The sequence below is a fragment of the Caballeronia arvi genome (assembly GCF_001544695.2).
GTDB classification, from domain to species: Bacteria; Pseudomonadota; Gammaproteobacteria; order Burkholderiales; family Burkholderiaceae; genus Caballeronia; species Caballeronia arvi.
In genome coordinates, this window is sequence record NZ_FCOM02000023.1 from 75,657 (window position 1) to 100,753 (window position 25,097).

The 25,097-nt window shown below is 63.2% G+C and carries 22 protein-coding genes; 18 read left to right on the plus strand and 4 right to left on the minus strand.

The window, feature by feature from the left end; translation table 11 throughout:
• Position 1: 1 nt before the first annotated feature.
• The gene (locus tag AWB74_RS23645; protein ID WP_327362323.1) at positions 2 to 1,375 is read right to left on the minus strand and encodes an MFS transporter; all 1,374 of its coding nucleotides are present in this window, start codon (positions 1,373 to 1,375) and stop codon (positions 2 to 4) included.
• Here AWB74_RS23645 and AWB74_RS23650 point away from each other — a divergent pair.
• Complete coding sequence (locus AWB74_RS23650; protein WP_061149162.1) at positions 1,329 to 2,147, plus strand: exodeoxyribonuclease III; 819 nt, start codon at positions 1,329 to 1,331, stop codon at positions 2,145 to 2,147. The two genes, AWB74_RS23645 and AWB74_RS23650, sit on opposite strands and share 47 nt — an antisense overlap.
• Here the strand turns inward: AWB74_RS23650 and AWB74_RS23655 are convergent.
• Positions 2,144 to 2,974, minus strand: a complete 831-nt coding sequence (locus AWB74_RS23655; protein ID WP_061149131.1) for an alpha/beta hydrolase — start codon at positions 2,972 to 2,974, stop codon at positions 2,144 to 2,146. The two genes, AWB74_RS23650 and AWB74_RS23655, sit on opposite strands and share 4 nt — an antisense overlap.
• A 788-nt stretch (positions 2,975 to 3,762) precedes the next feature.
• Between AWB74_RS23655 and AWB74_RS23660 the strand changes: the two genes are divergently transcribed.
• Positions 3,763 to 4,734, plus strand: coding sequence for an IS110 family RNA-guided transposase (locus AWB74_RS23660; protein WP_061149132.1), 972 nt, complete (start codon positions 3,763 to 3,765; stop codon positions 4,732 to 4,734).
• A gap of 141 nt (positions 4,735 to 4,875) precedes the next feature.
• On the opposite strand, the gene AWB74_RS23665 is transcribed toward AWB74_RS23660, so the two are convergent.
• Positions 4,876 to 6,243 carry a nucleobase:cation symporter-2 family protein gene (locus AWB74_RS23665; RefSeq protein ID WP_061149133.1) on the minus strand — a complete coding sequence of 456 codons (1,368 nt, stop codon included), beginning with the start codon at positions 6,241 to 6,243 and terminating at the stop codon, positions 4,876 to 4,878.
• Positions 6,244 to 6,465: 222 nt separating this feature from the next.
• Between AWB74_RS23665 and AWB74_RS23670 the strand changes: the two genes are divergently transcribed.
• From AWB74_RS23670 to AWB74_RS23745, 16 genes are all read left to right on the plus strand, one after another.
• A complete protein-coding gene (locus tag AWB74_RS23670; protein ID WP_061149134.1) occupies positions 6,466 to 6,813 on the plus strand; it encodes a response regulator in 348 nt (115 codons plus the stop codon).
• A gap of 245 nt (positions 6,814 to 7,058) precedes the next feature.
• On the plus strand, positions 7,059 to 7,976 hold the full coding sequence (locus AWB74_RS23675; protein ID WP_061149135.1) for an STAS domain-containing protein: 918 nt from the start codon (positions 7,059 to 7,061) through the stop codon (positions 7,974 to 7,976).
• A 63-nt stretch (positions 7,977 to 8,039) separates the two neighbouring features.
• On the plus strand, positions 8,040 to 8,399 hold the full coding sequence (locus AWB74_RS23680; RefSeq protein WP_061126706.1) for an STAS domain-containing protein: 360 nt from the start codon (positions 8,040 to 8,042) through the stop codon (positions 8,397 to 8,399).
• 21 nt (positions 8,400 to 8,420) lie between these two features.
• On the plus strand, positions 8,421 to 8,861 hold the full coding sequence (locus AWB74_RS23685) for an anti-sigma regulatory factor (protein ID WP_061149136.1): 441 nt from the start codon (positions 8,421 to 8,423) through the stop codon (positions 8,859 to 8,861).
• Complete coding sequence (locus AWB74_RS23690; RefSeq protein ID WP_061149137.1) at positions 8,846 to 9,907, plus strand: ATP-binding SpoIIE family protein phosphatase; 1,062 nt, start codon at positions 8,846 to 8,848, stop codon at positions 9,905 to 9,907. The genes AWB74_RS23685 and AWB74_RS23690 overlap by 16 nt, the downstream gene beginning before the upstream one ends.
• Positions 9,907 to 11,637 carry an ATP-binding response regulator gene (locus AWB74_RS23695; RefSeq protein ID WP_061149163.1) on the plus strand — a complete coding sequence of 577 codons (1,731 nt, stop codon included), beginning with the start codon at positions 9,907 to 9,909 and terminating at the stop codon, positions 11,635 to 11,637. The genes AWB74_RS23690 and AWB74_RS23695 overlap by 1 nt, the downstream gene beginning before the upstream one ends.
• Positions 11,634 to 13,553, plus strand: a complete 1,920-nt coding sequence (locus AWB74_RS23700) for a hybrid sensor histidine kinase/response regulator (protein ID WP_061149138.1) — start codon at positions 11,634 to 11,636, stop codon at positions 13,551 to 13,553. Before AWB74_RS23695 ends, AWB74_RS23700 begins: the two co-directional genes overlap by 4 nt.
• Before the next feature lie 195 nt (positions 13,554 to 13,748).
• Positions 13,749 to 14,402, plus strand: coding sequence for a GntR family transcriptional regulator (locus AWB74_RS23705; RefSeq protein WP_061149139.1), 654 nt, complete (start codon positions 13,749 to 13,751; stop codon positions 14,400 to 14,402).
• Positions 14,403 to 14,430: 28 nt separating this feature from the next.
• On the plus strand, positions 14,431 to 15,237 hold the full coding sequence (locus AWB74_RS23710) for an SDR family oxidoreductase (protein ID WP_061149140.1): 807 nt from the start codon (positions 14,431 to 14,433) through the stop codon (positions 15,235 to 15,237).
• Positions 15,238 to 15,252: 15 nt separating this feature from the next.
• On the plus strand, positions 15,253 to 16,185 hold the full coding sequence (locus AWB74_RS23715; RefSeq protein ID WP_061149141.1) for a BKACE family enzyme: 933 nt from the start codon (positions 15,253 to 15,255) through the stop codon (positions 16,183 to 16,185).
• A gap of 14 nt (positions 16,186 to 16,199) precedes the next feature.
• Entirely contained in the window at positions 16,200 to 16,973 is a 774-nt protein-coding gene (locus AWB74_RS23720) for an N-acyl homoserine lactonase family protein (protein WP_061149164.1), read from the plus strand.
• Between the two features lie 42 nt (positions 16,974 to 17,015).
• On the plus strand, positions 17,016 to 18,143 hold the full coding sequence (locus AWB74_RS23725; RefSeq protein ID WP_061149142.1) for a sugar ABC transporter substrate-binding protein: 1,128 nt from the start codon (positions 17,016 to 17,018) through the stop codon (positions 18,141 to 18,143).
• Positions 18,144 to 18,152: 9 nt separating this feature from the next.
• Entirely contained in the window at positions 18,153 to 19,664 is a 1,512-nt protein-coding gene (locus AWB74_RS23730; protein WP_061149165.1) for a sugar ABC transporter ATP-binding protein, read from the plus strand.
• A gap of 10 nt (positions 19,665 to 19,674) precedes the next feature.
• Positions 19,675 to 21,774 carry an ABC transporter permease subunit gene (locus tag AWB74_RS23735; RefSeq protein WP_061149143.1) on the plus strand — a complete coding sequence of 700 codons (2,100 nt, stop codon included), beginning with the start codon at positions 19,675 to 19,677 and terminating at the stop codon, positions 21,772 to 21,774.
• 27 nt (positions 21,775 to 21,801) lie between these two features.
• Positions 21,802 to 22,746, plus strand: coding sequence for a 3-hydroxyacyl-CoA dehydrogenase (locus tag AWB74_RS23740; protein ID WP_061149144.1), 945 nt, complete (start codon positions 21,802 to 21,804; stop codon positions 22,744 to 22,746).
• A 15-nt stretch (positions 22,747 to 22,761) separates the two neighbouring features.
• On the plus strand, positions 22,762 to 23,664 hold the full coding sequence (locus AWB74_RS23745) for an SMP-30/gluconolactonase/LRE family protein (protein WP_061149145.1): 903 nt from the start codon (positions 22,762 to 22,764) through the stop codon (positions 23,662 to 23,664).
• A gap of 2 nt (positions 23,665 to 23,666) precedes the next feature.
• Here the strand turns inward: AWB74_RS23745 and AWB74_RS23750 are convergent, their stop codons facing one another.
• Entirely contained in the window at positions 23,667 to 25,088 is a 1,422-nt protein-coding gene (locus tag AWB74_RS23750; RefSeq protein WP_061149166.1) for an efflux transporter outer membrane subunit, read from the minus strand.
• Positions 25,089 to 25,097 lie beyond the last annotated feature (9 nt).

Here is a 25,097-nt window from a genome sequence, read left to right on the forward strand (position 1 = left end):
GTTAAGCGCCGGTCTCGCGGGCGCGTTGCTTTCGCAGAAAGACCCACGCATTGAACGCCGCGCCCGCGAACATCAGCACGCTCGTCATCACGAACACGGAGCGCATGCCCGAATGCGCGGCGATGAAACCGCCCGCGAGCGGTCCCGTCACTTGTCCGATGTATTGCGCGGACGTCGCATAGCCGAGGATGTAGCCCGCCGCATGGTCCGGCACGTTATGACGCACGACGCTCGTGATCGCGGGCAGGAGGCCGCCCAATGCGAGGCCCATCAGGAAGCGCAGCACGACGAGCTGCGTGCCGTTGGTGACGAAGATCTGCGGTATCAGCAGCACGCCGCATAGGGCGAGACATCCGACGATGACCTTCGGCGCGCCGACGCGGTCCGCGAGCCGTCCGATGCGCGGCGCGGCGAGCACGCTGCCGAGCGCGGCGGCCGACATCACGACGCCCGCGACGAGCGTGATCTTCTTCGGGTCGTCGACGAGCTGCGCTACATAGACCGTGATGATTGGCTCGATCGACATGTTCGCGAACATGAGCAGCATTGCGCTCGCGAGCATCGCGAACACGGGCGCGAGCAGCGGCACGTCGCGCCATCCGCCGCGTGGCGTCGTTCTCGCGCTGTCCGGCGTGCGGCGCTCTTCCTTCACGAGCAGCGTCGTCATGATGAACGAGCAGAAGATGAGGCCGCCCGCGAGAAAGAAGGTCGCGCGGATGCCGATGAGACCCGGCAACAAGCCGCCAACGAGCGGGCCGACGAGATTGCCCGCCATCATGCCCGCCGCGTGCGTGCCGAGCGCCCAGGCGGTGCGATGCCGGGGCGTTTGCGTCGCGATCATCACGATGGCGCCGCTCGCATAGCCGCCGACGAGTCCCGCTAGAAAGCGCATCGCGACGAGCTGCCAGACCGTTTGCACGAGGCCGAGCAGCGACATCGTGATCGCCATGCCGAGGCTCGCGCGGATCAGGATCGGCTTTCTGCCGTAGCGATCGGCGAGGCGTCCCCAGAGCGGCGCGACGAGGCCCGCCGCGAGAAAGGTCGCGCCGAACGCGACGCCCGACCACTGCACGGCTGCGTCCACCGATGTCGCGCCCAACTGCTGCACATAGATCGGCAGGAAGGGGAGCAGCAGCGTCATCGCCATGAGGGTCGTGAACGAGCCGAACACGCACACGTAGAGATTGCGTTGCCAGTGAACGGAGCCTTCGGACATGGATGTGGGTCGTGGTCGATTCTGCGTGACTGTCGCAGATTTTCGGCCTGCGCGCTCGCGTTCGATGCGGCACGCAATCTGCGACGCGTGTACGATCGATTCCGATCCACCGATGGAGAGACGCCGAGTGAAAATCGCGACCTTCAACATCAACGGCATCCGTCCGCGGCTCGACGCCTTGTTGAAATGGCTCGAGCGCGAATCGCCCGATATCGTCTGCCTGCAGGAACTGAAAGCGACGGACGCGCAGTTTCCCGCCGATGCGATCGCCAACGCGGGCTATGGTGCGTTATGGCACGGACAGCAATCGTGGAATGGCGTGGCGATTCTCGCGAAAGGCGCCGATCCGGTGCTCAGCCGCCGCGGGCTGCCCGGTTTCGAGGACGATACGCATAGCCGTTATATCGAAGCGGCGGTGGGCGGCGTGGTGATCGGCTGTCTGTATCTTCCGAACGGCAATCCGCAGCCCGGCCCGAAGTTCGATTACAAGCTTGCCTGGTTCGAGCGTTTCAACGCGCATGCGAAGGCGTTGTTCGATAGCGGTCATCCCGTGGTGCTCGCGGGCGATTACAACGTCGTGCCCACCGACGAGGACATCTACAACACGCGCTCATGGCTCAAGGATGCGCTGTTGCAGCCCGAGAGCCGCGCGGCCTATGCGGATTTGCTCGCGCAGGGCTGGACGGATGCGTTGCGCAAGAAGTTTCCCGATGAGCGCATCTATACGTTCTGGGATTACTTTCGCAATCACTGGCAGACGAATTCGGGTTTGCGTATCGATCACATTCTGCTCAGCAAGGATCTCGCGAAGAAGCTGGAAGATGCGGGCGTCGATAAATGGGTGCGTGGCGAGCCGCATGCGAGCGATCATGCGCCGACGTGGATCACGCTCAAGCAAGGACGTGCGCGCAAGAAAACGGCGGACGCTTAGGCTTGCATCGCGTGGCGTGCCGATTCGAGCGATGCGAGAAATTGCATGACCTGCTCGCGGCCGCCCATCGACCAGACATCGAGATGATCGGCATCTTCGATGAGTGCGAGACGCTTGTCGCCGCGGGCGGCATCGAAGAGGCGTTGAAAGTGCTCGGGCGGGATCACGCCGTCTTTCGTTCCGCCGTAGATCAGGATGGGCGCGTCGACGGAAGCGATTTTCGACAGACTCGCATAGCGGTCGCGCGCGAAAAGGCGCACGGGAAAGAGCCAGAAGCGCTTCGCCGCGACATCGACGATGCTGGTGAACGGCGCCTCGAGTATCAGCGCATCGATTTTGGCTTCGCTCGCGAGTTGCACGGCGACGCCTGAGCCGAGCGAATAGCCGTGCAGCACGATGTGTTTCGAACGTGCAGAAGCGTAGGCGTAGGCGTAGGCGGCGCGGGCATCGGCATAGAGGCCGGCTTCGTGAGGCTTGCCGGGGTTGCCGCCGTAGCCGCGGTATTCGGCGAGGAGCACGCCGTAGCCGGCTTCGATCATCTCCAGCGCGATATGGGCGCGTTGGGTGAGGTCTTCGCCGTTGCCGTGGAAGAGGATTATTGTGGGGGCGGTTTTGCCTGGCGGCGCTTTGTAGCGGGCTGTCAGGGTCAGGTTGTCTGCGGTTTTTATGCTGATGGCTTCGGTTTGTTGCTCTAACGCGGCGTTCTTGAGGGCCTCTATCTGCTCTAGCGGGTAGACCAATCTTCCCTGTAGCCAATATAGGCCCGCCAAGGCTATGGCGTAGGTTAGGGCTATTGCTGTCAGCAGGATCCAGAGGGCTTCGAGCATGGGTTCTTCTGGCGGGGTTGGCGGTTCTTCACATGGTAGTGGGTTTGGTTTTGCTTTTGGTTTTTTTCGCTGGATCCCGATTTCGTATTGGTTTATTAGCTTCGCCCCTATGCGGGGCGGCAGTCACTTTCTTTGCTGCTGCAAAGAAAGTAACCAAAGAAAGCAGCTATCCCCAGCCTAAGCACTTCACACCGGCCGCGGCACAGGCGATTGACCTAATGGCCCCAGAGTAGCGAGTGTTCTCGTAGGTCTCGTCGGGCGTGGATTGCGCACGGTCTGCCGCCCGATAGCTTTAAGCGTGCTGGTTCAGCACAAAAGAGTTCCGGCACAGCGCTACGCGCTGCCGAAGGGTCTGCAAGGGAAACCAGCTAACCGCGAATGAAAAAGGTCAGCAAGGAAGCGCGTGCGGACCCGATTGACCGGTCGGCCGCGAAGCGGGCTGGAGCTTGCAAGGGCTGCACCAGTTCGTTAAACGGCGGTACGCCGCAGTGGGTCCGCGATCCAAGCCGCGTGAGTTCTGTGAGGGCACTCGCTATAGCCGGGCCATTAGGTCAATCGCCTGTGCCGCGGCCGGCGTGAGGCACTTTGGATGGGGAGAGCTGCTTTCTTTGGTTACTTGTATAACGTTATTAGCGCCCCGAAGTTGATCCCTTCGGTTCGCTGGAAGCGGTAGCCCGTTTAGGTTACAAGGGCCTCGCAGCCCGAAAGAAAGCTTGTGGCGCCGCTTCCTTCTTTACCGCTCTGAACCCGGACAGTTGACTGAGCCTCGAGCTCGTATCTTTACAAGTATGGGTGCTGTGGTGAACCAAATCCAATCTTCTTGCGTTTCTCCCTTGTTCGTCGGCATCGATGTCGGTGGTGAGTTTCTCGACGTCGCCTTCCACGATTCCAACGAATACTTTCGCGTCGCTAATTCTCCCGATGGCATCGCCTCCCTGCTCGACAAGTTGCGTCCGATCAAGCCGCAGCTTATCGTGCTTGAAGCCACCGGCAAGCTCGAGCGCGCTGTCCTCGAAGCCTGCTGTCAGGCCGGTCTGCCTGCCGTCGCCGTCAATTCCAAACGGGTGCGCGACTTTGCCCGATCCACCGGCAAGCAGGCCAAGACCGATCGGATCGATGCGCGCGTGATCGCGCATTACGCTGCCGTCATCAAACCTGAAGTGCGGCCTCTGAGCGACGAACAAACTCAGGAACTGCAGGCGCTGATTCTGCGTCGCACTCAGCTCATCGACATGCTCACGGGCGAGCAGCATCGCCGCAAACGCGCTCATAAATCTTCCTGGCCCAGCATCGACGAACTGATCCAGTTTCTCAAGCAGCGCATCAAGGACACCGATCGCGACATCGACGTCTTCCTGCACGCCAACGAACTCTGGTGCAAAAGCGAAACCCTGCTGCGCTCCATGCCCGGCGTGGGTCGCACGACGGCCGCCGCGCTTATTGCCTTTCTGCCTGAACTGGGCAAACTCGACAGGCGCGAAATCGCCTCGCTTGTCGGACTGGCGCCCTTCAATGTCGACAGCGGAAAACAGAAAGGCCAGCGCCATATCATGGGAGGCCGATGCACCGTGCGGCGTGCGCTGTACATGGCCTGCGTGGCCGCTCAACGGGCCAATCCCGACATCAAGGCGTTTTGCGATCGGCTGCGCGCCAACGGCAAGAAAACCAAGGTCGCCTTCATTGCCGGCATGCGCAAGCTACTCACTCAACTCAACGCCATGATGCGCGATGAAACGCCCTGGAGCCCGCCTAAAATCTGATTTCTACCGCGTCTCCGCTTGACTCTCAATACAGTTGCTTTCTTTGCAGCAGCAAAGAAAGTGACTGCCGCCCCGCACAGGGGCGAAGCTAATAAACCAACACCAATACGGGATCCGGCGAAACCAAAAAAAACAAAACCTTCATTCCCGCGCATCCGCATCGCCATGCAACCTCAACGGTATATCCGCAGCAATCTCCCTCTCGACCTCTTCAGAATCCTTCCCGCGATTAAACAACGCATTAAGCAAGATAGCGAACACCGCGGCAAGCGTAATGCCGCTATGCGTCAGCGGCCCCATCCACCCTGGCATATGCGCAAAGAACGTCGGCGCAGCAAGCGGAATCACCCCCGCTCCCAAACTGATCGCGATGATAAGCAGGTTATTCTTGCTATCGAAATCGACCTTGCTCAAGATCTTCACCCCGGTCGCCGCGACCATGCCAAACATCGCGATCCCCGCGCCGCCCAGCACGACAACCGGTATCGAAGCAATCAAATTCGATAACTTCGGCAACAGCCCCAGCAGAATCAAAACCACACCCGACACCGCCACGACCCACCGGCTCTTCACGCCGGTAATCCCCACGAGGCCGATATTCTGCGAAAACGACGAATGCGGAAACGTATTGAAGATGCCGCCGATCACCGTGCCGAGTCCATCGGTGCGTAAGCCGCGGGTCGCATCGATACGCGAAACGGGCCGCATCGCGAGATCGCCGAGCGCGAGAAACATGCCGAGCGATTCCACCATGATGACCACCATCACGAGACACAGCGATGCGATCGCCGCGATATCGAACGTAGGCATGCCGAAGGCAAACGGCCGCACCGGCGCAAACCACGCCGCTCGTCCAATGCCCGAAAAATCGACGAACCCGAGCGGCAACGCAATGACAAATCCGATCGCCATGCCGAGCAAAACAGAAATGTTCGCGATAAAGCCTTTCGAGTACTTATTGATGAGCAAGATCGCAAGCAGCACGATAGCCGCAATCATGAGATTCCTCGGCTCGCCGAAATTCGCCGCGCCGCGCCCGCCGCCCGCCCAGTTGATCGCCACCGGGAATAACGTCATGCCGATCGTCAGAATTATCGTGCCCGTCACGATCGGCGGAAAGAATCGCATCAGCCGCCCGAAGAACGGTGCAATCAGAATCGCAAACAGGCCCGCCGCGATCGTCGCGCCGAAGATCGCCGTGAGGCCGGCGCCGGACGAAGCCATCGCGACCATCGGACCGACCGGCGCGAAACTCACGCCCATGATCACCGGCAACCGTATGCCGAATTTCCACACGCCGATGCATTGCACCAGCGTCACGAGCCCGCACGCAAACAGATCCGAGCTGATCAGAAACGCAATCTGATCCTTCGGCAACCTCAACGCCGCGCCGATGATGAGCGGCACCGCGATCGCGCCCGCATACATCACGAGGACGTGCTGAATGCCGACTGCGAGCATCTGACCAATGGGCAGCACCTCGTCGACGGGGTGGATCGTTTCAGCCATGTGCGCTCCGGCGGTCGAATGATTCAGTCATCCGAGTATTGCACCGCGCGCCAGCCGAAAAAATATTCGCGCTGCTATACACGGCATCGCACGCAACCTAGGGCAACGCGGACAAAGCCTCGCCGCTGACAGAATGTAAGCGCGAACGTCATCGGCGATGCACTACACTGTCCGACGCGCGTCACTCATACTCGTCATACCGTCGAAAGGGAGTCACTCACGATGAACCTGCTTTTCGTCGACGACAATCACGCCTGCATCGAGACCCTCGTCGACATCGCAAGCGGACTGGGCCATACCGCAGCCGTCGCACACGACGGCGCAGGCTGCCTCGCGCTCACAGCGAGCGAGCAGTTCGACAGCATCTTTCTCGACATCACGCTTCCCGACGCCGATGGCCGCGAAATCTGCACCGCGATCCGCGCACGCGGACCGAGCAGCCGGGCGCGCATCATCGCGATGACAGGACATACCGATTTCGTCGCCGACAGCGGCGAAACCAGCTTCGACGGCTATCTGCTCAAACCGATCAGCCTTCAGGCGCTCGAACTCTTTCTACTCTCGCGGTAGAAAAAGCGCACGGGCGTCAGGAGATTTGACCGGTCGTTATTCTCGTGTCTTGCCGCGGCCGGCAGCAATTGCCGGGTCGCCCGAAAGTGATGTGCAACAAGGCATAGCGGACTGTCGAATTTTGGGATGGCATGCTACATTCCGAGCGCCTTGCGTCGCTTAATTTCGATTGTTATCGCGGCGGCGCAACAAAAGCTATGTCCGGGCGCGCAGCCCGAAAAACATCTATCGCACGGGGAATCGGCATGGAAATGGTCGGCGGAACGCGGCTTGCTCAATTGTTCAACAACAATCAGGAGCAACTGCTCGCGGAGTGGTTCGCCCAGCAGCATGCCATCGCGTCGCGGCGCGGGCTCGTCGGCGAAGCGGAACTGCGCAACCAGTTCACGCAATTCATCGCGCTTCTGACGACGGCCTTCAGCGCGTCCGAACGCATCGATTTCAAATCGCCCGCGTGGCAGGAAGTGCGCTCGTTTCTCGCGGAAATGTCCGCGCAGCGCGCGCGTCAGGGTTTTACGCCGGTCGATACCGCGTTGTTCGTGTTCTCGTTGAAGCAGCCGCTCTTCACGCGTCTGCGCGAATCAGTCGGCAACGATTCCGCGACGCTCGCCGATCTTACGTGGACGATCAGCACGCTCTTCGACGAACTCGGCCTCTATACGACCGAAGTGTTTCAGGCGAGCCGCGAGCAGGTCATCGTGCGTCAGCAACAGGAGTTGCTCGAACTGTCGACGCCCGTCGTGCAACTGTGGGACGGCATTCTCGCGCTGCCTTTGATTGGCACGCTCGATTCCGCGCGCACTCAGGTGGTGATGGAGAACCTGCTGCAGAAGATCGTCGAGACGGGCGCGGCCATTTCGATCATCGACATTACCGGTGTGCCGACCGTCGATACGCTCGTCGCGCAGCACTTGCTCAAAACCGTCGCGGCGGCGCGGCTGATGGGCGCGGACTGCATCATCAGCGGCATTCGTCCGCAGATCGCGCAGACCATCGTGCATCTCGGCGTGAATCTGTCGAACGTCACGACCAAGGCGACGCTCGCGGCGGCTTTCGTCGTCGCGCTGCAGCGCACGGGCAAGTCGGTGACGGGAGCGCTCGCGCACGACGCATCGCGCGCGGTCCGTCAGGGCGACGCATTCGATCCGCTGCAACCGGAATGACGCCACATCTCGCCATTCGCAGCACGCATCGAACGAAACGCGACTGAACGGGGCCTCAAAGCGATGGAACGCATTCCGATTCTCACGATGGGCAAGCTGTTGCTCGTCACCATTCAGGTCGACATGCACGACCGGCTCGCGCTCGCGCTGCAGGACGATCTGACGAACCGCATCGTGAAGGACGGCGCGCGCGGCGTGCTGATCGACATTTCATCGCTCGATGTGGTCGATTCGTTCATCGGGCGCATGATCGGCAACACCGCCGCGATGGCGCGCGTGCTCGACGCCGAGACGGTCGTCGTCGGCATGCAGCCGTCGGTTGCGATCACGCTCGTGGAACTCGGGCTCGCGCTCACGGGCGTGCGCACCGCGCTCAACGTGGAAAAGGGCATGGCGCTGCTCGCGAGGGGCGGAACGGTCTGACGGCCGCATGCGAACGACTCCATGACGACCTTCAATTCCATACCCGCGCCGGGCGCATCGTCGCCGCCCGATACGCTGCCGGTCCGCTCCGACGAGCAGATCGTGCGGCTGCGTCAGTTCGTGCGCGAGAAGGCGGTCGCGCAAGGCCTGTCTCTCATCGATCAGACCAAGTTCGTGACGGCGGCGAGCGAGCTGGCACGCAACACGCTCATCTATGGCGGCGGCGGCGACGTGCATTGCACGCTCGTCGAGCGCAACGGCCGCCGCGGCCTGAAACTCGAATTCATCGACAACGGTCCCGGCATTCCCGATATTCAGCGCGCGCTTTCCGATGGCTTCACGTCGGGCAGCGGCCTCGGCCTCGGTCTCGGCGGCGCGAAGCGCCTGTGCGACGAGTTCGATATCCGCTCGGCGCCAGGCGAGGGCACGCACGTTTCGATCACCAAATGGAAACCGTTCTGAAGGAATCGATGGCCGCGCAGCAGCGCTACGAAATCGCCGATGCGAGCCAGATCGCTCATGCACGGCGATCGATCGGCGAGCTTGCGCGCGGGCTGCGTTTCAACGAGACGACCGCGGGCGAACTCGCGATCGTCGTGACGGAATGCGGCACGAATCTGCTCAAGCATGCGCGGCACGGCGAACTGCTGGTGCGGCCGCTCGTCGATGGTGACGGGGCGTCCCTTCGCTACGGCATCGAAGTGCTGTGCATCGACAACGGCCCGGGCATCCACGATCTGCATCGCTGCTTCGAGGACGGCTACACGACCGCCGGCAGTCCCGGCAACGGCATGGGCGCGATCGAACGTCTGTCGGACGAGCTCGATATCTGGAGCGCGCCGGAACGCGGCACGGTGCTGCGCGTCGTGTTCTGGAATGCGCCGGGCGCGGCGAACGCGGTTGCCGCGCCACTCGCCTATGGCGTCGTGAACCTGCCGCTCGCCACCGAAACCGTCAGCGGCGACGCCTGGTCGTGCCATCTGAATCAGGGCGAATTCACCGTGCTGGTTGCCGATGGTCTCGGCCACGGTCCGCTCGCGAATGTCGCCGCGATCGAAGCCGCGAAGGTGCTGGCCGCGAACGGCGATCAGACGCTCGAACGCATCATGGACGCCGCCAACGATGCGCTGCGCCCGACGCGCGGCGCGGCGGTCGGCATCGCGCGCATGCCGGCGTTCGCGTCGATGTCGGGCATGCAGGTTTCGTTCGCGGGCATCGGCAATATCTCGGCGAGCGTGTGGACCGAAGGCGCGCATAAGCATCTCGTGTCGCACAGCGGCATCGTCGGGCATTCGGCGCGGCGCGCGCAGCAGTTCGACGCGCCGTATCCGCCGAACGCGCTCGTCGTGCTCGCGTCGGACGGGCTCACGTCGCGCTGGGATCTCGCGCGTTATCCGGGGCTCGCGATGCGCCATCCGTCGCTCGTCGCGGCCATCTTGTACCGCGACTTCGCGCGCGGACGCGACGACATCACCGTGTTCGTCGCGCGCACGACCGGGAGCGCATGATGACGCGAGCGCTCTACGCGATGCGGATCGACGGCGAGCGCGATATCGTCGCGGCCCGCGTGAAGGCGCGCGACGCGAGCGCGGCGCTCGGCTTTTCGCCGCAGGATCAGACGCGCATCGCCACGTCCGTGCTCGAAGCAGCGCGCACGGTGCTGATCGCAGGCGGCGAAGCACGCGCCGATTTTTTCGTCGATGACGCCACGCATCCGCCGCGCTTCGTCGTGCGTTTTCTGGCCGGCAAGGGCGCGGGCGAACGGTTGCGCGCCATGCGCAACGACGGCAGCGACGCGCAGGCGGCGCTCGGCCTGCTCGCGGCGCAGCGTCTGATGGATCAGTGCGCGATCGCCGACGAAGCCGATGGCGACACATCGATCTCGCTCGCGAAGGCATTGCCCGATAACGCGCCGTCCGACGTGCAAGCGGTCATCGACGTGCTGTCGCGTCAGTCGGGCAACGACACCGCCGCCGAGCTGCAACGTCAGAACCGCGAGCTGATCGCCGCGCTCGCCGATCTGCGTGAGCGTCAGGAAGAGCTGACACGCCTGACGCGCGAGCTGGAAGACACGAATCGCGGTGTCGTCGCGCTGTATGCGGAGCTCGATGCGCGCGCCGATCATCTGCGCCGCGCGGACGAATCGAAGTCGCGCTTCCTGTCGAACATGAGTCACGAGTTCCGCACGCCGCTCTCGTCGATCCGCGCGCTCTCGAAGCTGCTGCTCGAACGCATCGACGGCGATCTCACGGAAGAGCAGGAAAAGCAGGTGCGTTTCATCCGCAAGGCGGCGGAAGACCTGTCGGAAACGGTCGACGATCTGCTCGATCTCGCGAAGATCGAAGCGGGCAAGATCGAAGTGCGGCCTGCCGAGTTCGAAGTCGATACCTTGTTTTCGGCGCTGCGCGGGATGTTGCGGCCACTGTCGCCGGGCGGCGCGGTGGAACTCGTGTTCGATTCGTGCGAAGGGCTGCCGCCCATCTGCACCGACGAAGCGAAGGTCGCGCAGGTGGTGCGCAACTTCGTGTCGAACGCGCTCAAGTTCACGGAGCGCGGCGACGTGCGCGTGAGTGCGAGTTATGACGACGTGCGCCGGCTCATCACGTTTTCCGTCAGCGATACGGGCATCGGCATTGCGCCGGAGCATCAGCAGGTCGTGTTCGAAGAGTTCGGGCAAGTCGAGAATCGCTTGCAGCAGTACGTGAAGGGCACGGGTCTCGGTTTGCCGTTGTGCCGCAAGCTCTGCAAGCTGCTCGGCGGCGATGTGTCGTTGACGAGCGTGCTCGGGCGCGGCTCGGTTTTCAGCGCGACGATTCCCGCGTACTACGGCGCCGATTTCGATGCGGCGCATCACGCCGCGAGCGACACGCGGCCCGCTGTGCTGATCGTCGCGAGCAATCCGATCGAGCGGCTCGACTGCGAAGCGGCGCTGCGCGATTCGCCATATCGCGCGATGAGTGCCGCGACGCTCGACGAAGCCGGCCGCCTGCTCGCGCGCACGCAGCCTGCCGCGTTGCTGCTCGCGGTGCGGCCCGCGCCATCGGAAGCATGGATCTGGCTGGCCGCGTTGCGCGCGCAGGCGGCCACGCGCAGCATTCCGGTCGTCGTGCTCGGCGAGGCGGAAGATCGCGCCGAAGCACAAGCGCTGGGCGCGACCGTGTTCATCGAGAAGCCAGCGGGCGGCGATGCGCTAGCGGGCGTGCTGGATGCGGTGACGGGCAAGGGACGACCATCATGAGAAGCGACTGGAACGAGGTGCTCATCCTCAACGTCGATGACAACGACGGCGCGCGCTATGCGAAAACGCGCATCCTGTCGCGTGCGGGCTTCAACGTGATCGAAGCGGCGACGGGCACCGCCGCGCTCGAAAGCGTGCGCGCCCAGGCACCCGATCTCGTGCTGCTCGACGTGAAGCTGCCCGACATCAACGGGCTCGAAGTGTGCCGGCAGATCAAGGCGTCGCCGGAGACGGCGGGCACGCTCGTGCTACAGACATCGGCGGCGGCGGTGCATAGCCTCGATCGCATTCGCGGACTCGAAGGCGGCGCGGACAGTTATCTGACCGAGCCTGTCGAGCCGGCCGAACTGATCGCGCACGTGCGCGCGCTGTTGCGCGTGCGGCTCGCGGAAAACGCGCTGCGTGAAAGCGAAGAGCGCTTTCGCCAGCTCGCCGAGAATATCGACGATGTGTTCTGGATGCTCGATCCCGCATCCAACGAACTGCTCTATGTGAGCCCGGCTTACGCGCGTCTCTTCGATACGGGCGGCGGCGCGCCTGCGCCCGTGCCGGGACCGGATCACTGGTCCGGCGACATTCTTCCGCTCGACCGCGATCATGTCGCCGATGCGTATCGGCAATTGCTCGCGAACGGCACGCCTTATCAGGTGGAATATCGCATCGTGCATGCGCATGGCGGGCCGCGCTGGGTCGCGGAGCGCGCGTTCCAGGTGCGCGGCGCGGCGCGGCATCCGGCGCGTCCGTATCGCATCGCAGGCATCGTCAACGATATCTCCGAGCGCAAGGCCGCCGAGTTGTTGCTGCGCGAAGCCGACCGCCGCAAGGACGAGTTCCTCGCGATGCTCGCGCACGAACTGCGCAACCCGCTCGCGCCGATTCGCAATGCGGTCGATCTGCTCGATCCCGATCGCGAGCCGTCGGCGCAGCACTTCACGACGGTGCGCGCGATCATCGACAGACAAGTGCGGCATCTGAGCCGTCTCGTCGACGATCTGCTCGATGTCGCGCGCATCACGCAGGGCAAGATCACGTTGCGTGAAGAAACGGTCGACCTCGCGGCGGCGATCGCGGCGGCCATCGAGACCGTGCAGCCCGCGCTCGAAAGAAAGCGTCATGCGTTGTCGGTGAAGCTGGCGGACGGGCCGCTCTATATCGTCGGCGACAACGTGCGGCTCGCGCAGGTGTTCGGCAATCTCTTGTCGAATGCGTCGAAGTACAGTCTCGAAGAGGGCGAAATCGCGATCGAGACCGAGCAGTTCGGCGATGAAGTGCGCATCGTCGTGCGCGACAAGGGCATCGGCATCGCGCCCGACATGCTGCCGCATATCTTCGATCTCTTCGTGCAGTCGGAGACGTCGCTCGAACGCTCCGAAGGCGGGCTCGGCATCGGCTTGCCGCTCGCGAAGACTCTGGTCGAATTGCAGGGCGGACGCATCGAGGCGTTTTCGGCGGGACCGCAAACGGGCAGCGAGTTCACCGTGTGGCTGCCGCTCGCGAAAGATGCGCAAGTGGCCGCGCAAGGTGTCGGCGAAACGCTCGCGAACGTGGCGAGCGGCAAGCGCGTGCTGCTCGTCGATGACAGCGTGGACGCGGCCACCGCGATGGCGCTCCTGCTCGAAGCCGATGGCTTCGATGTGCGAACGGCGCACGACGCGACCGAAGCGCTCGCACTTTCGGATACGTTCGCGCCGCAGATCGTGCTGCTCGATATCGGCTTGCCGGGAATGGACGGTTATCGGCTCGCGGCCGAGATGCGCGCGCGGCCCGCGACGGCGGATGCGTTGCTGATCGCGGTGACGGGCTACGGTCAGGCGCATGACCGGCAGCGTTCGAAGGAAGCAGGCTTCGATCATCATCTCGTGAAGCCGGTTGCGTTCGCGGAGATTCAGAGAGCGGTGCAGGAAAGGTTCGCATAACGCCTTCTCCGCGTTTTCACCTAGTAATCCGAGGTTGACTCACGCGCGCGCGCGGCCGACACTTCATTGATCAATGTGTGATCACAGGTCACATCAAACGACAGCATCGCAGCAGCCGAACGAAAGAACGGAGGCAAAGTGGCGACACGCTCGACGACGGATTTACCCGCGCTCGAATTAGTGGCACGCGAAACTATGTCCGGCCGCGTTTATGCGCAGTTGAGGCAGGCGATCATGACGGGCCGCTTCGCACCCGGACAATTGCTGAGCCTCCGCAGCGTCGCGGAAGCCGTTGGTTCATCGACGATGCCGGTGCGCGCCGCGCTCACGCGTCTGCAAGCGGAAGGCGCGTTGATCGACGGACCCGGCCGCGCGCTGATGGTCCCGCCGATGACGCTAGAGTTGCTCGAAGAATTGCGCGACGTGCGCATCGCGCTCGAAGGCGCCGTTGCGAAGCGCGCGGCATCGCGTATGACGCGCGCGCATCTCGACGCGCTACAGGCCATCTTCGATACGATGGACGCGCATGTCGAAGCCGGCGACGCGCCCGCGTATCTGCGCAGCAACTTCAACTTTCACATCGCCATTTACGCGCACGGTGCGAGCGACCTCACGCTCGCGACGATCCAGAACCTCTGGATGCGCATCGGTCCGTTCCTCAATCTCGTCGCACCCGACATTCCGCACATGCGGCGATCGATGGCGGCGCATCGGCATATCGTCGAAGCGCTCTGGCGTGGCGACGGCGAAGGTGCGCGCGCCGGCATCGAGGAAGACATCGGCGATGCGGCCGCCGATCTGCAAGAGCGTTTGCAAAGCGGCGATTTCGGCAACGAAGCGAGCGCCTGAACACGACTAAAAAGAGAGGAGACACGGCATGACGGTTCTTCAGATGCTGAAACCGCACGCGGGCTTGCGCGTGCTCGTGACGGGCGGCGCATCGGGCATCGGGCTCGTGATCGCGCGCGCGTTCGTCGATGCAGGCGCGCGCGTGCATGTCTGCGATTCGAGTCCCGAAGCCATCGATGCACTGGCGCAGGCCGAAGCGAGCACGGAGTGCAATGCAATCACGTCGACGCTCGCGGATGTGTCGGACAAGGACGCGGTCGAGCGCGTATTCGTCGACGTGCAGCGCGAGCTCGGCGGACTCGATGTGCTCGTGAACAACGCGGGCATCGCGGGCCCGACCGGCGGCATCGACGAACTCGACGCGAACGAGTGGGAGCAAACCGTCGACGTCAATCTGAACGCGCAGTTCTACTTCGCGCGCCGCGCGGTGCCGCTGCTGCGCGACGCGCATGGCGGCGGGACGATCATCGCGCTGTCGTCGGTGGCGGGACGGCTCGGCTATGCGTTTCGCACGCCGTATGCCGCGACGAAATGGGCGGTCGTCGGCATGACCAAGAGCCTCGCGATCGAGCTGGGGCCGTCGAATATCCGCGTCAATGCGATTCAGCCGGGCATCGTGAAAGGGCCACGCATCGAGCGCGTGATCGCCGCGCGCGCGAAGCAACTCGATCTCTCATATGAAGAGATGGAGAAGCAGTATCTCGCGAAGATTTCGCTGCGCCGCATGACCACGCCCGAGGAAGTCGCGGCCACCGCGCTCTTTCTGTGCTCGCCCGCGGGCAGCGGTATCTCGGGGCAGGCGATCTCCGTCTGCGGCAACGTGGAAGTCCTTTAAAACAACGAGGATCACATGGCAACGAAACGCAAGGTCATCATCACGTGTGCGCCGACGGGCGCGATCCATACGCCTTCGATGTCGCCTCATCTTCCTCTCACGCCGCAGCAGATCGGCGATGCCGCGCTCGCGGCCGCGCAGGAAGGCGCCGCGATTCTGCATCTGCATGCGCGCGATCCGAACGATGGTCACCCGACGCAAGATCCCGCCGTGTTCGAGCAATTTCTGCCGCGCATCAAGGCGGAAACGGATGCGGTCATCAACATCACGACGGGCGGCAGTCCGCACATGACGGTGGCCGAGCGTCTGAAGCCCGCACATCAGTTCAGGCCGGAAGTGGCATCGCTCAACATGGGCTCGATGAACTTCGGTCTCTATCCGATGCTGGAGCGCTTCAAGGAACTTAAGTACGAGTGGGAGCGCAAGCATCTGGAGAACAGCCGCGATCTCGTGTTCAAGAACACCTTTGCGGATATCGAATACATCCTCACATCGTGCGGCGCAAACGGCACGCGCTTCGAGTACGAGTGCTACGACATCTCGCATCTGTACAACCTCGCGCACTTCGTTGATCGCGGACTCGCGAAGCCGCCGTTTTTCGTGCAGAGCGTCTTTGGTCTGCTCGGCGGCATCGGGCCGCATCCCGAGGATCTCGCGCACATGAAGCGCACCGCCGACCGGCTCTTCGGCAAGGACTATGTGTGGTCGATCCTCGGCGCGGGCCGCAATCAGATTCCGCTCGGTTCGATCGGCGTCGCGCAGGGATCGAACGTGCGTGTGGGTCTCGAAGATTCGCTATGGATCGAGCCGGGCAAGCTCGCCGAATCGAGTGCGGCGCAAGTGCGCAAGATTCGTCAGGTGATCGAAGGACTTTCGCTCGATATCGCCACGCCCGCCGAAGCGCGCGAGATGCTGCAACTGAAGGGCGCCGCCGACACCAACTTCTGAGCGTGGAGGAGAACTTGAACGCCAAGCTGAAAGTAGTCGCGATGCCGACGGGCTGGCTCACCGTCGATCGCTCGTCGCAGGTGTATGGCCGCTACTTCGGCCAGCAAATGAAGGTGCCCGTCTGGTCGACGGCGATCGTCGGCGCGTCGAAGAAGATCGTCGTCGATACGGGTATTCACGATCCGGGCTGGGTCTCGAACTTCGTGTGCCCGTGCGATCAGGCACCCGAAGAGAAGCTCGAACGCGCGTTGAAGGAATACGTGGGCTGGAGCGCGGACGATGTCGATATCGTCATCAACACGCATCTGCATTACGACCATTCGGGCGGCAATACGCTGTTCAAGAACGCGCGCTTCATCGTACAGGCGGCCGAGTGGGAATACGCGGGCCATCCGCTGCCGACGCAGGCCACGTATTACCAGGAGTTTCTGATCGGACGCGAACCGCTCGCGTATTTTCGCTGGCAGTTCGTGAACGGCGTGACCGATATCGTGCCCGGCGTGCGCGTCGTGCCCACGCCCGGTCACACGCCGGGGCATCAGTCTGTCGCGGTGGATACGGAAGAAGGCGTCGTGCTCATCGCGGGCGATTGCGCGAACTGCATGGAGAACATCGTCGATCTCGTGCCGGTGGGCATCGTTCATGAGACGCTCGCGGAGATCGGCTCGCTGTCGCGCATTCGTCAGATCGCGGATTTCGTCATACCCGGACACGATCCGAACGTCGTGCCCGGCAGCGCGGGCATCGCATTGCCAGCCAGTGCGCGGCTGCCTCATGTAAGAACGTGAAGCGCATCGTCGAAGACTAATAACGAAGGATTGGAGGATGACATGAAAGCATGGACGCAATCGATTCGTCATGCGGGCCGGGCCGCGCTCGGCCTCGCGTTCGCGGCGGCGCTCGCCGTATCGGGACAGGCGCACGCGGCGGGCAAGTACAAGATCTTTCTGTCGATGAGCTATGTCGGCAACGACTGGCAGACGGAAGCCGCGAACATGGTCAAGGCGATGGCCAATACGCCCGGCCTCAAGGACAAGGTCGATCTCGAAGTGCAGGTCGCGGGCACCGACGCGCAGAAGCAGATCCAGCAGATCAACTCGATGGTGCAGGCAGGCGCGAAGGCCATCGTCATCTATCCGATCTCGCCGACAGCATTGAATCGCGCGATCAAGAACGCATGCTCGAAGGGCGTCGTCGTCGCTGCATACGATGGCGAAGTGACCGAGCCGTGCGCGCATAACGTGACCATCGATCAGCATCAGGCCGGCACCGTCACTGCGGAGTGGCTCGCGAAGACACTCAACGGCAAGGGCAATGTCGTGATGATCACCGGCGTGCCGGGCACGTCCGTCGATCGCGCGCGCACCGAAGCGGCGAAGGCCGTGTTCGCGAAGTTTCCGGGCATCAAGATCGTCGCGGAAGGCACGGGCATGTGGAGCCAGGCGACCGCGAAGACCGAGCTCTCGAAGATTCTCGCGACGAACAGCTGGGACAAGATCGATGGCCTGTGGATGCAGGTGGGCTGCTTCACGGCGGCATCGATGCAACTCGAGGCGGGCATCGCCGACGACAAGATCAAGCCTTGCGCGGGCGAATCGTCGAACGGGCATCGCGTGCAGATGTTGCCGCCGGGCGAAGTGAAAGGGCAAGGCGGCTATCGCTCCATCGGCTATCGCTCGATCTCTTATGGCGCGCCACCGTACTCCGGCGCGATGGCGCTGAAGATGGCCGTGAAGAAGCTCGATGGCGGCGATTTCCCGGCGCGCGTGACGTTGAAGCTGCCGCTCGTATTGACCGCTGAATCGAAGCTCTGCAAGACCGGCAGCATCGATGAACTGAAGGCGGGCTGCACGGCGTTCCCGCCGGACAAGGTGCCGCCGGGCTGGTTCGCGGACATCTACTCGGACGACACGAAGGAAGTCGGCTTCAACGCTGCGTTGACGGGCAATCAGGACTGAGGCGCGATGATGAACGACTCGTCTCTCGCCATCGATCTGTCGAAGGTGACGAAGCGCTTCGGCGCGACCGTCGCGCTCGATGGCGCGTCGTTCTCGGTGAAACGCGGCGCGGTGCACGCACTGCTCGGCGAGAACGGCGCGGGCAAGTCCACCACGGTCAAGCTGCTGTCCGGATTGATGCAGCCCGATTCGGGCAGCATCCGCGTGATGGGCCACGACGTGACAATGCGCCAGCCGAGAGACGCGCATCGCGCGGGCGTGCAGACGGCGTTTCAGGAGATGACGCTAGTGCGCGATCTGACGGTCGCACAGAACCTGTTGATGTCGTATGAACCAACGGGCTTTCTCGGACGCATCAGGAAGCGCGAAGCGCAGCGGCAGGCGGCCGAATGGCTCGACAGGCTCGAACTCTCGGATGTGCGTCCCGGCGCGTATATCCGCGATCTTTCGTTGCCGGTGCGGCAAAAGATCGAGATTGCGAAGGCGATCGTGCGCCAGCCGAAAGTGCTGCTGCTCGATGAACCGACGTCCGCGCTCTCGGGCCGCGATGTCACGTGGCTCGCGCGGCGCATCGACGAGTTGAAGGCGGGCGGCGTGACCTTCGTGTTCATCACGCATCGCATGCAGGAAGTGCGCGAGTTCTGCGACAGCCTCACGGTGTATCGGAATGGCCGCGACGTGGGCGCGTTCGATGCCGCAGATATATCGGATGACGAAGTAATTCGTCTGGTTATTGGGCGCTCGATGGAGGCGAAGTATCCGCCGAAGATCGCATCGGCAATCAGCGACGTGACGCCGGCCATCGAGACGCGCAACGTTCGCGTCGATGGCGTCGTCTCAGACTTCGATCTTGCCGTAAAGCCCGGCGAAGTGCACGGCATCGCGGCATTGCAGGGCATGGGACAGCGCGAGTTGTTCGAGGCGCTGTTCGGCGCGAGTTATATCGACGATGGCGAGATCCGCATCGACGGCAAGCCGGTCACGTTGACCTCCACGGCGGATTCGTTGAAAGCCGGTGTATCGACAAGTTTTCTGCCCGAGGACCGCAAGACCGAAGGCCTCTTCCTGCGCTTGCCCGGCGGCGAGAACGTGTCCTTGCCCGTGATCGGGCGTTACTCGCGCTTCGGGCTCATCGACCGCAAGCGCGAGCAGGCTGCGATACGCAAATCGCTCGCGCAGATGGAAGTCAATCCGCGCGCGCTGTACAAGCCGTGCTTGTCATTTTCAGGCGGCAATCAGCAGAAGATCGCGATGGCGAAATGGCTGCTCACGCAAAGCCGCGTGTGGCTCATGTTCGATCCGACGCGCGGCATCGATGTCGGCACCAAGCATCAGATCTTCGTGCTGATGCGCGCGTTCGCTGCGGCGGGCGGCGCCGTGCTGTTCTATTCGACCGACGTGCCCGAGCTCGTCAACGTGTGCGATCGCGTCTCGGTGATGTATCGCGGACGCAATGCCGGCGACCTGTCGGGCGATGCGCTCACCGAAGAGAACGTGATGCGCAGGATGCTTTCCAGTTGAGAGGTGCTTCATGAAGATAGCGGTTGCCTCGCCCGATAGCGAGATCGTACGGCCGGGTGCGCGCGTGGGATGGGGCGCGCGCATCGATCATCATCGCGGGTTGATCATTGCCGTTTCGGCCTTGCTCGCGATGCTCGCCGGATGGATCGCATTGTCCGCGACGCCCGTCGGGCTGTACGACATCGGCTCGGTGATATCGAGCGCGACGACGCTCGCGCTCGCGGCGATCGGGCAGACCATCGTCGTGTTGTCGGGCGGGTTCGATCTGTCGGCATCGGCGGTGGTGTCGCTCGCGAACGTGCTCGCGGTGCGCTTCGTGCAGGGTTCGCCCGTCGAGCAATGGGCGGGCGCCGCGCTGATACTCGCGATCGGCGGCGGCATCGGGCTCGTGAACGGCGCGCTGATCGCATGGTTTCGCCTCCAATCGATCGTCGTCACGCTCGCGACGATGTTCATGGTGCAAGGCCTCACGCTGCTGATTCAGAACAAGCCCGGCGGCAGCGTCGGCGATCAGTTCGGCGCCGTGCTCACGGCCGATCTCATTCCCGACAAGATGCCGATGTCGGCGGGGCTCCTGATTCTCGCGCTGCTGATCTGGGCGTTCGTCAAGCGCACGCGCTTCGGCGTCGGGCTCTATGCGCTCGGCAGCGACCCGGACGGCGCATATGCGAACGGCATGCCGGTCACGCGCTATCGCATCGCGACGTATGCGCTCGCGGGCGTGTTCTACGCGGCGGCGGGCCTGTATGTATCGGCGCAGACGGGTTCCGCCGATCCGCTCGTCGGCCGTCCGTTGCTGCTCTCGATGTTCACGGCCGTCGTGCTCGGCGGCACGCTGCTCGGCGGCGGGCGCGGCGGCTGCGTCGGCACCGTGTTCGCCGCGATGACGCTGATGATCACCGTGAACATATTGCTCGTGCTGAACGTATCGGCGTTCTTCACGACGATCGCGGAGGCGGTGATCCTGATTCTCGCGGTGCTCGGTTCGTCGATCGGCAAGCAATCGGCCGCGCACGAATGCGCGCGTCACGCGGCGCAATGGTTCAAGGCGATGCGAACGGGGACCCGCGCACGCGACGACCGGCATGCACGCCGTGTCACGTTCGAGGTCGATGACTTTCGTCCCGTCGAGAATACAGAGTTGAAGGGCCGCGCCATTGCAGACTGGATCGAGCGCAATCGCGAATGGGCGAAGTATGTCGTGCCGGCTTATACGCTGTTCTTCGCGGTCGTCATCATCACGGGATTCGTGTATGGGCCCGGCGTGCTCGCGAGCGCGAACTTCTATAGCAGCCTGCTCACGCTGACGCTGTTTCTCGCGATCCTGGGTCTCGGCCAGGGCGCGGTGATCCTGACTGGCGGACTCGATCTGTCGATGCCTTGGCTCATCACACTGTCCGGCGTGCTGTTGACGGGGCTCACGCATGGTGTGAACGGCGCGGCTGCGTGGGCGGTGCCGCTCGTGCTCGTCGTCGGCCTGCTCGTCGGCGTGTTCAACGGCGTCGGCGTGGTGATGCTCGGCTTGCCGCCCATCGTCGTGACGCTCGCGGCGAACGGCCTGCTGCAAGGCCTGACGCTGATCTATTGCAACGGCTCGCCGCAAGGATGGTCGCCCTCGTCGATCAGCGAATTCACGAATGGACACCTCGGTCCGCTATCGCTCGCGGCCTGGAGCGTGCCGGTGTTTCTCGTCATCGCGCTGTTGCTGCTGCATCGCACACCGTTCGGGCGGCGCGTGTATGCGGTCGGCAACTCGCAGGTCGCGGCGAAGCTGTCCGGCGTGCGCGTCGGCACGACGTTGATCGCCGTGTATTGCCTCTCGGGATTGTGCTCGGCGCTCGTCGGCTTGCTGCTCGCTGGCTTCAGCTCGCAAGCGTTTCTCGGCATGGGCGATCCGTATCTGCTGCCTTCGATTGCCGTGGTGGTCGTCGGCGGCGCGCTGATCACCGGCGGACGCGGACACTATCTCGGCGTGTTCGGCGGCGCGCTCCTGCTCACCGCGCTTGGCACGCTGCTCGCGGGTACCACCGTCCCGCCCGCGGTGCGCGACATCATCAACGGGCTCGTCGTGCTCGCGGCGGTCATCACGTTGCGGGACAAGAAGGGCTAGATCAACTCGAATGAGGACGGGAGACAGATGCAAGCGAAAAACATCGCGGTGATCGGTTCGGGACGCATCGGACGCGCGTGGGCGATCGTCTTTGCGAAAAGCGGCTTCAATGTGAAGCTGCACGACGCATCGCAGGACATGCTCTCAGGCGCGATTCCCGCGATCCGCGAAAGCGTGCAGGATCTCGCGTCGTTCGATCTGATCGATGAACCCGTCGACGTAATCGTGTCTCGCATCGCGACATGCGAAAGGCTCGCCGATGCCGTCGCCGATGCGCATCTCGTGCAGGAGAACATCGCGGAAGTGGTGGACGCGAAGCGCGCGTTGTTCATCGAGCTCGATCGGCTGACGAAGCCCGATGCATTGCTCGCGAGTTCGACGTCCGGATTGCCGGCATCGACATTTACGGAGGGCATCGAAGGCCGCGCGCGTTGTCTCGTCGCGCATCCGGTGAATCCGCCGTCGCTCGTTCCGCTCGTCGAGTTATGCGGCGCGCCGTGGACATCGCAAGACACGATCGAACGCGCAAGCGCCATCTACGAAGAAGCGGGGCAGAAACCGGTGAACGTGAATCGTGAAATCTCGGGCTTTCTGCTGAATCGTCTGCAAGGCGCTTTGCTCGATGAAGCGCTGAGTCTCTACGAGCAAGGCTATGCGAGCGCCGCCGATCTCGACACCGTGATACGCGATGGACTCGCGATGCGCTGGTCGTTCATGGGCCCGTTCGAAACGATCGACCTCAACGCGCCCGGCGGCGTCGCGGACTACGCGGCGCGTTATGGCGGCACGTATCGAGCGATCGCGTCGACGCGGGAATCGTTCGACTGGTCCGACGATACGTTGAACAGACTCGATGCCGAGCGCCGCGCCGTGCTGCCGCGCGAGCGTATCGAGGAACGCAGCCGCTGGCGCGATCGCAGACTGATGGCGTTGCTCGCGCATCGCCGTCAGGTGAAGGACGATGAAGCCTGAACACAGGAGACAACGATGCCCGAAGTACGCTTGCTGGTCGATGCGAACAATCACCTCGGCGAAGGACCGCTCTGGGACGTGAAGGAGGAACGGCTGTACTGGATCGACAGCACGGCCGCGGAAATCTATAGCTGCCGCGCGGATGGCAGCGACGCGAAGCGCTATTTCGTGCCGCGCCACATCGGTTCGATGGCATTGCGCGAGCAGGGCGGCGCGGTCGTCGCGCTCGCCAGCGGCCTGCATTTCTACGACTTCGATGCGCAGACCGTGCAGCTCATCGGCGATCCGGAGAGCGACGATCCCGAGACACGTTTCAACGATGGCAAGGTCGATCGCCGTGGCCGCTTCGTCGCGGGCACCATGTCCTATGACTTCGACCGCTACGACGCCGATCGCGGCCAGCGCTCGACGCGCAGCGGTGGCCTGTACCGGCTCGATACGGACGGAAAGATCGCGCGTCTGGACAGCGGCATCAGTTGCTCGAACGGCCCATGCTGGAGCCCCGACAACAAGACGTTCTATTTCACCGATACATACAGCAAAGAGATGTACGCCTACGACTACGACATCGAAACGGGCGCCGCGACGAACAAGCGGCTGTTCGTGTCCGCGCACGATATGGCAGGCACGTTCGATGGCGCGACCGTCGATGAAGAAAGCTACATCTGGTCCGCGCTCGTGTTTGGCGGACGCATTCTGCGCTTCGCGCCCGATGGCAGGCTCGATCGCGTCGTGCCGTTTCCGGTGCGCAATCTGACGAGCGTGATGTTCGGCGGGCCGAATCTCGACATCCTCTATGTGACGACGATGGGCCGCCCGATGTGGGGCATTCCGCAAAAGGAACGCGACAAGGGCGGCCTGTTCGCGGTGACGGGGCTCGGCGTGCGAGGCATTCCCGAACCGCGATTCGCGGGTTGATTTCAGCGTTGTCGCAAGGATGCGGTCTGAGTGTCTTCGCCGGCGCCGCCTAGCGACTGAAAGAGGGCAGCCGTGTCGGAGAGACGGTTCGCCTGCGCGAGCGCATAGTCGAGTTGCGTCTGCAATGCCTGGCGTTGTGTATCGAGCAGATCGAAGCGGCTGACGCCGCCCGCCGTGTAGCGCGCGCCTGCCGTATCGAGATTCGCTCGCGCTTCGTTCGCGGCCACTTCGCGCGACTGCAATGCGCTTGCGTCGTTTTGCAGCGCGGTCAGGCTGTCGACGACTTGCTGCAATGCGTCCAGCACGGTCTGTCGGTACGCCGAGAGCGCTGCATCATAAGCCGCTTCCGACGAACGCTTCTTCGCGCGCAATTCGCCGCCATGAAAGAGCGGCTGCGTCAGATTCAAGCCGACGTTCCACACGTTCACGCTGTTCAGCACGTCGTGGATGCTCGTGCGTTGACTGCCCGCGCCGGCTGTCAGTGAGAACGTCGGATAGAGATCGGCCGTGGCCACGCCGACATTCGCGCTCGCCTGATGCAGCAACGCTTCCGACGCGCGGATGTCGGGGCGCTCGCGTGCGAGCGTCGATGGCAGCGTGAGCGGCACGCTGTCGGGAATATGCAGCGAGTCGAGCGTGATCGCATCGAAGTCGGCTTTCGACGGCTCGATGCCGAGCAATACCGCAAGCCGATGATCCGCCGCGTCACGCTGCGCGACGAGCGAAGGCAGCGTCGCGCGCGTTTGCTCGACGAGCGTGCGCTGGCTGCGTACATCGAACGTTGCGACACCGCCTGCTTTCAGACGTCCTTCCATGATGCCGAGTTGATGAGCCTGCGCATCGACGAGACGCTCGGTCAACGTGATCTGCTGCTGCAACGATGCGCGACGGATAGCCGTCGATACGACATTGCCCGCGATCGAAAGGCGCGCCGCATCGAGCTCGAAGGACTCGTAATCCACTTGCGCACGCAGTGCTTCGAGCGCGCGGCGGTCGCCGCCGAAGATGTCGAGCGTATAGGACACGCTGACCGATGCATCGAAGAGGGTGAAAGGCCCTGGACTCGGCACGGGCACGCCGAACGCCGCAGGATCGACCTTTTGACGCGATGTCGAAAGCGATGCATCGACGGCCGGGAAGTACGTCGCGCCCGCTTGCGCCTGATAGTCTTCGCGCGCCTGCACGAGCTTCGCGCGGGCTTGCGCGAGTGTCGGACTGTCGTTCAATGCGCGATCGACGAGATCGTTCAGCGCTTCTGAACCGAACTGCTTCCACCAGAGCGGCAAAGCATGGTCGGTGGCGGGAAACTCTTGCGTTGACGTTTTGACATAGCTCTGCGTATCCGGCGGCGCGGGCGTATGAAAGTCGGGACCGACGGTGCAGCCGCACAGCACGAGCGCGCAGAGAGTAAGTGTGGGTTTCATCGACATCTC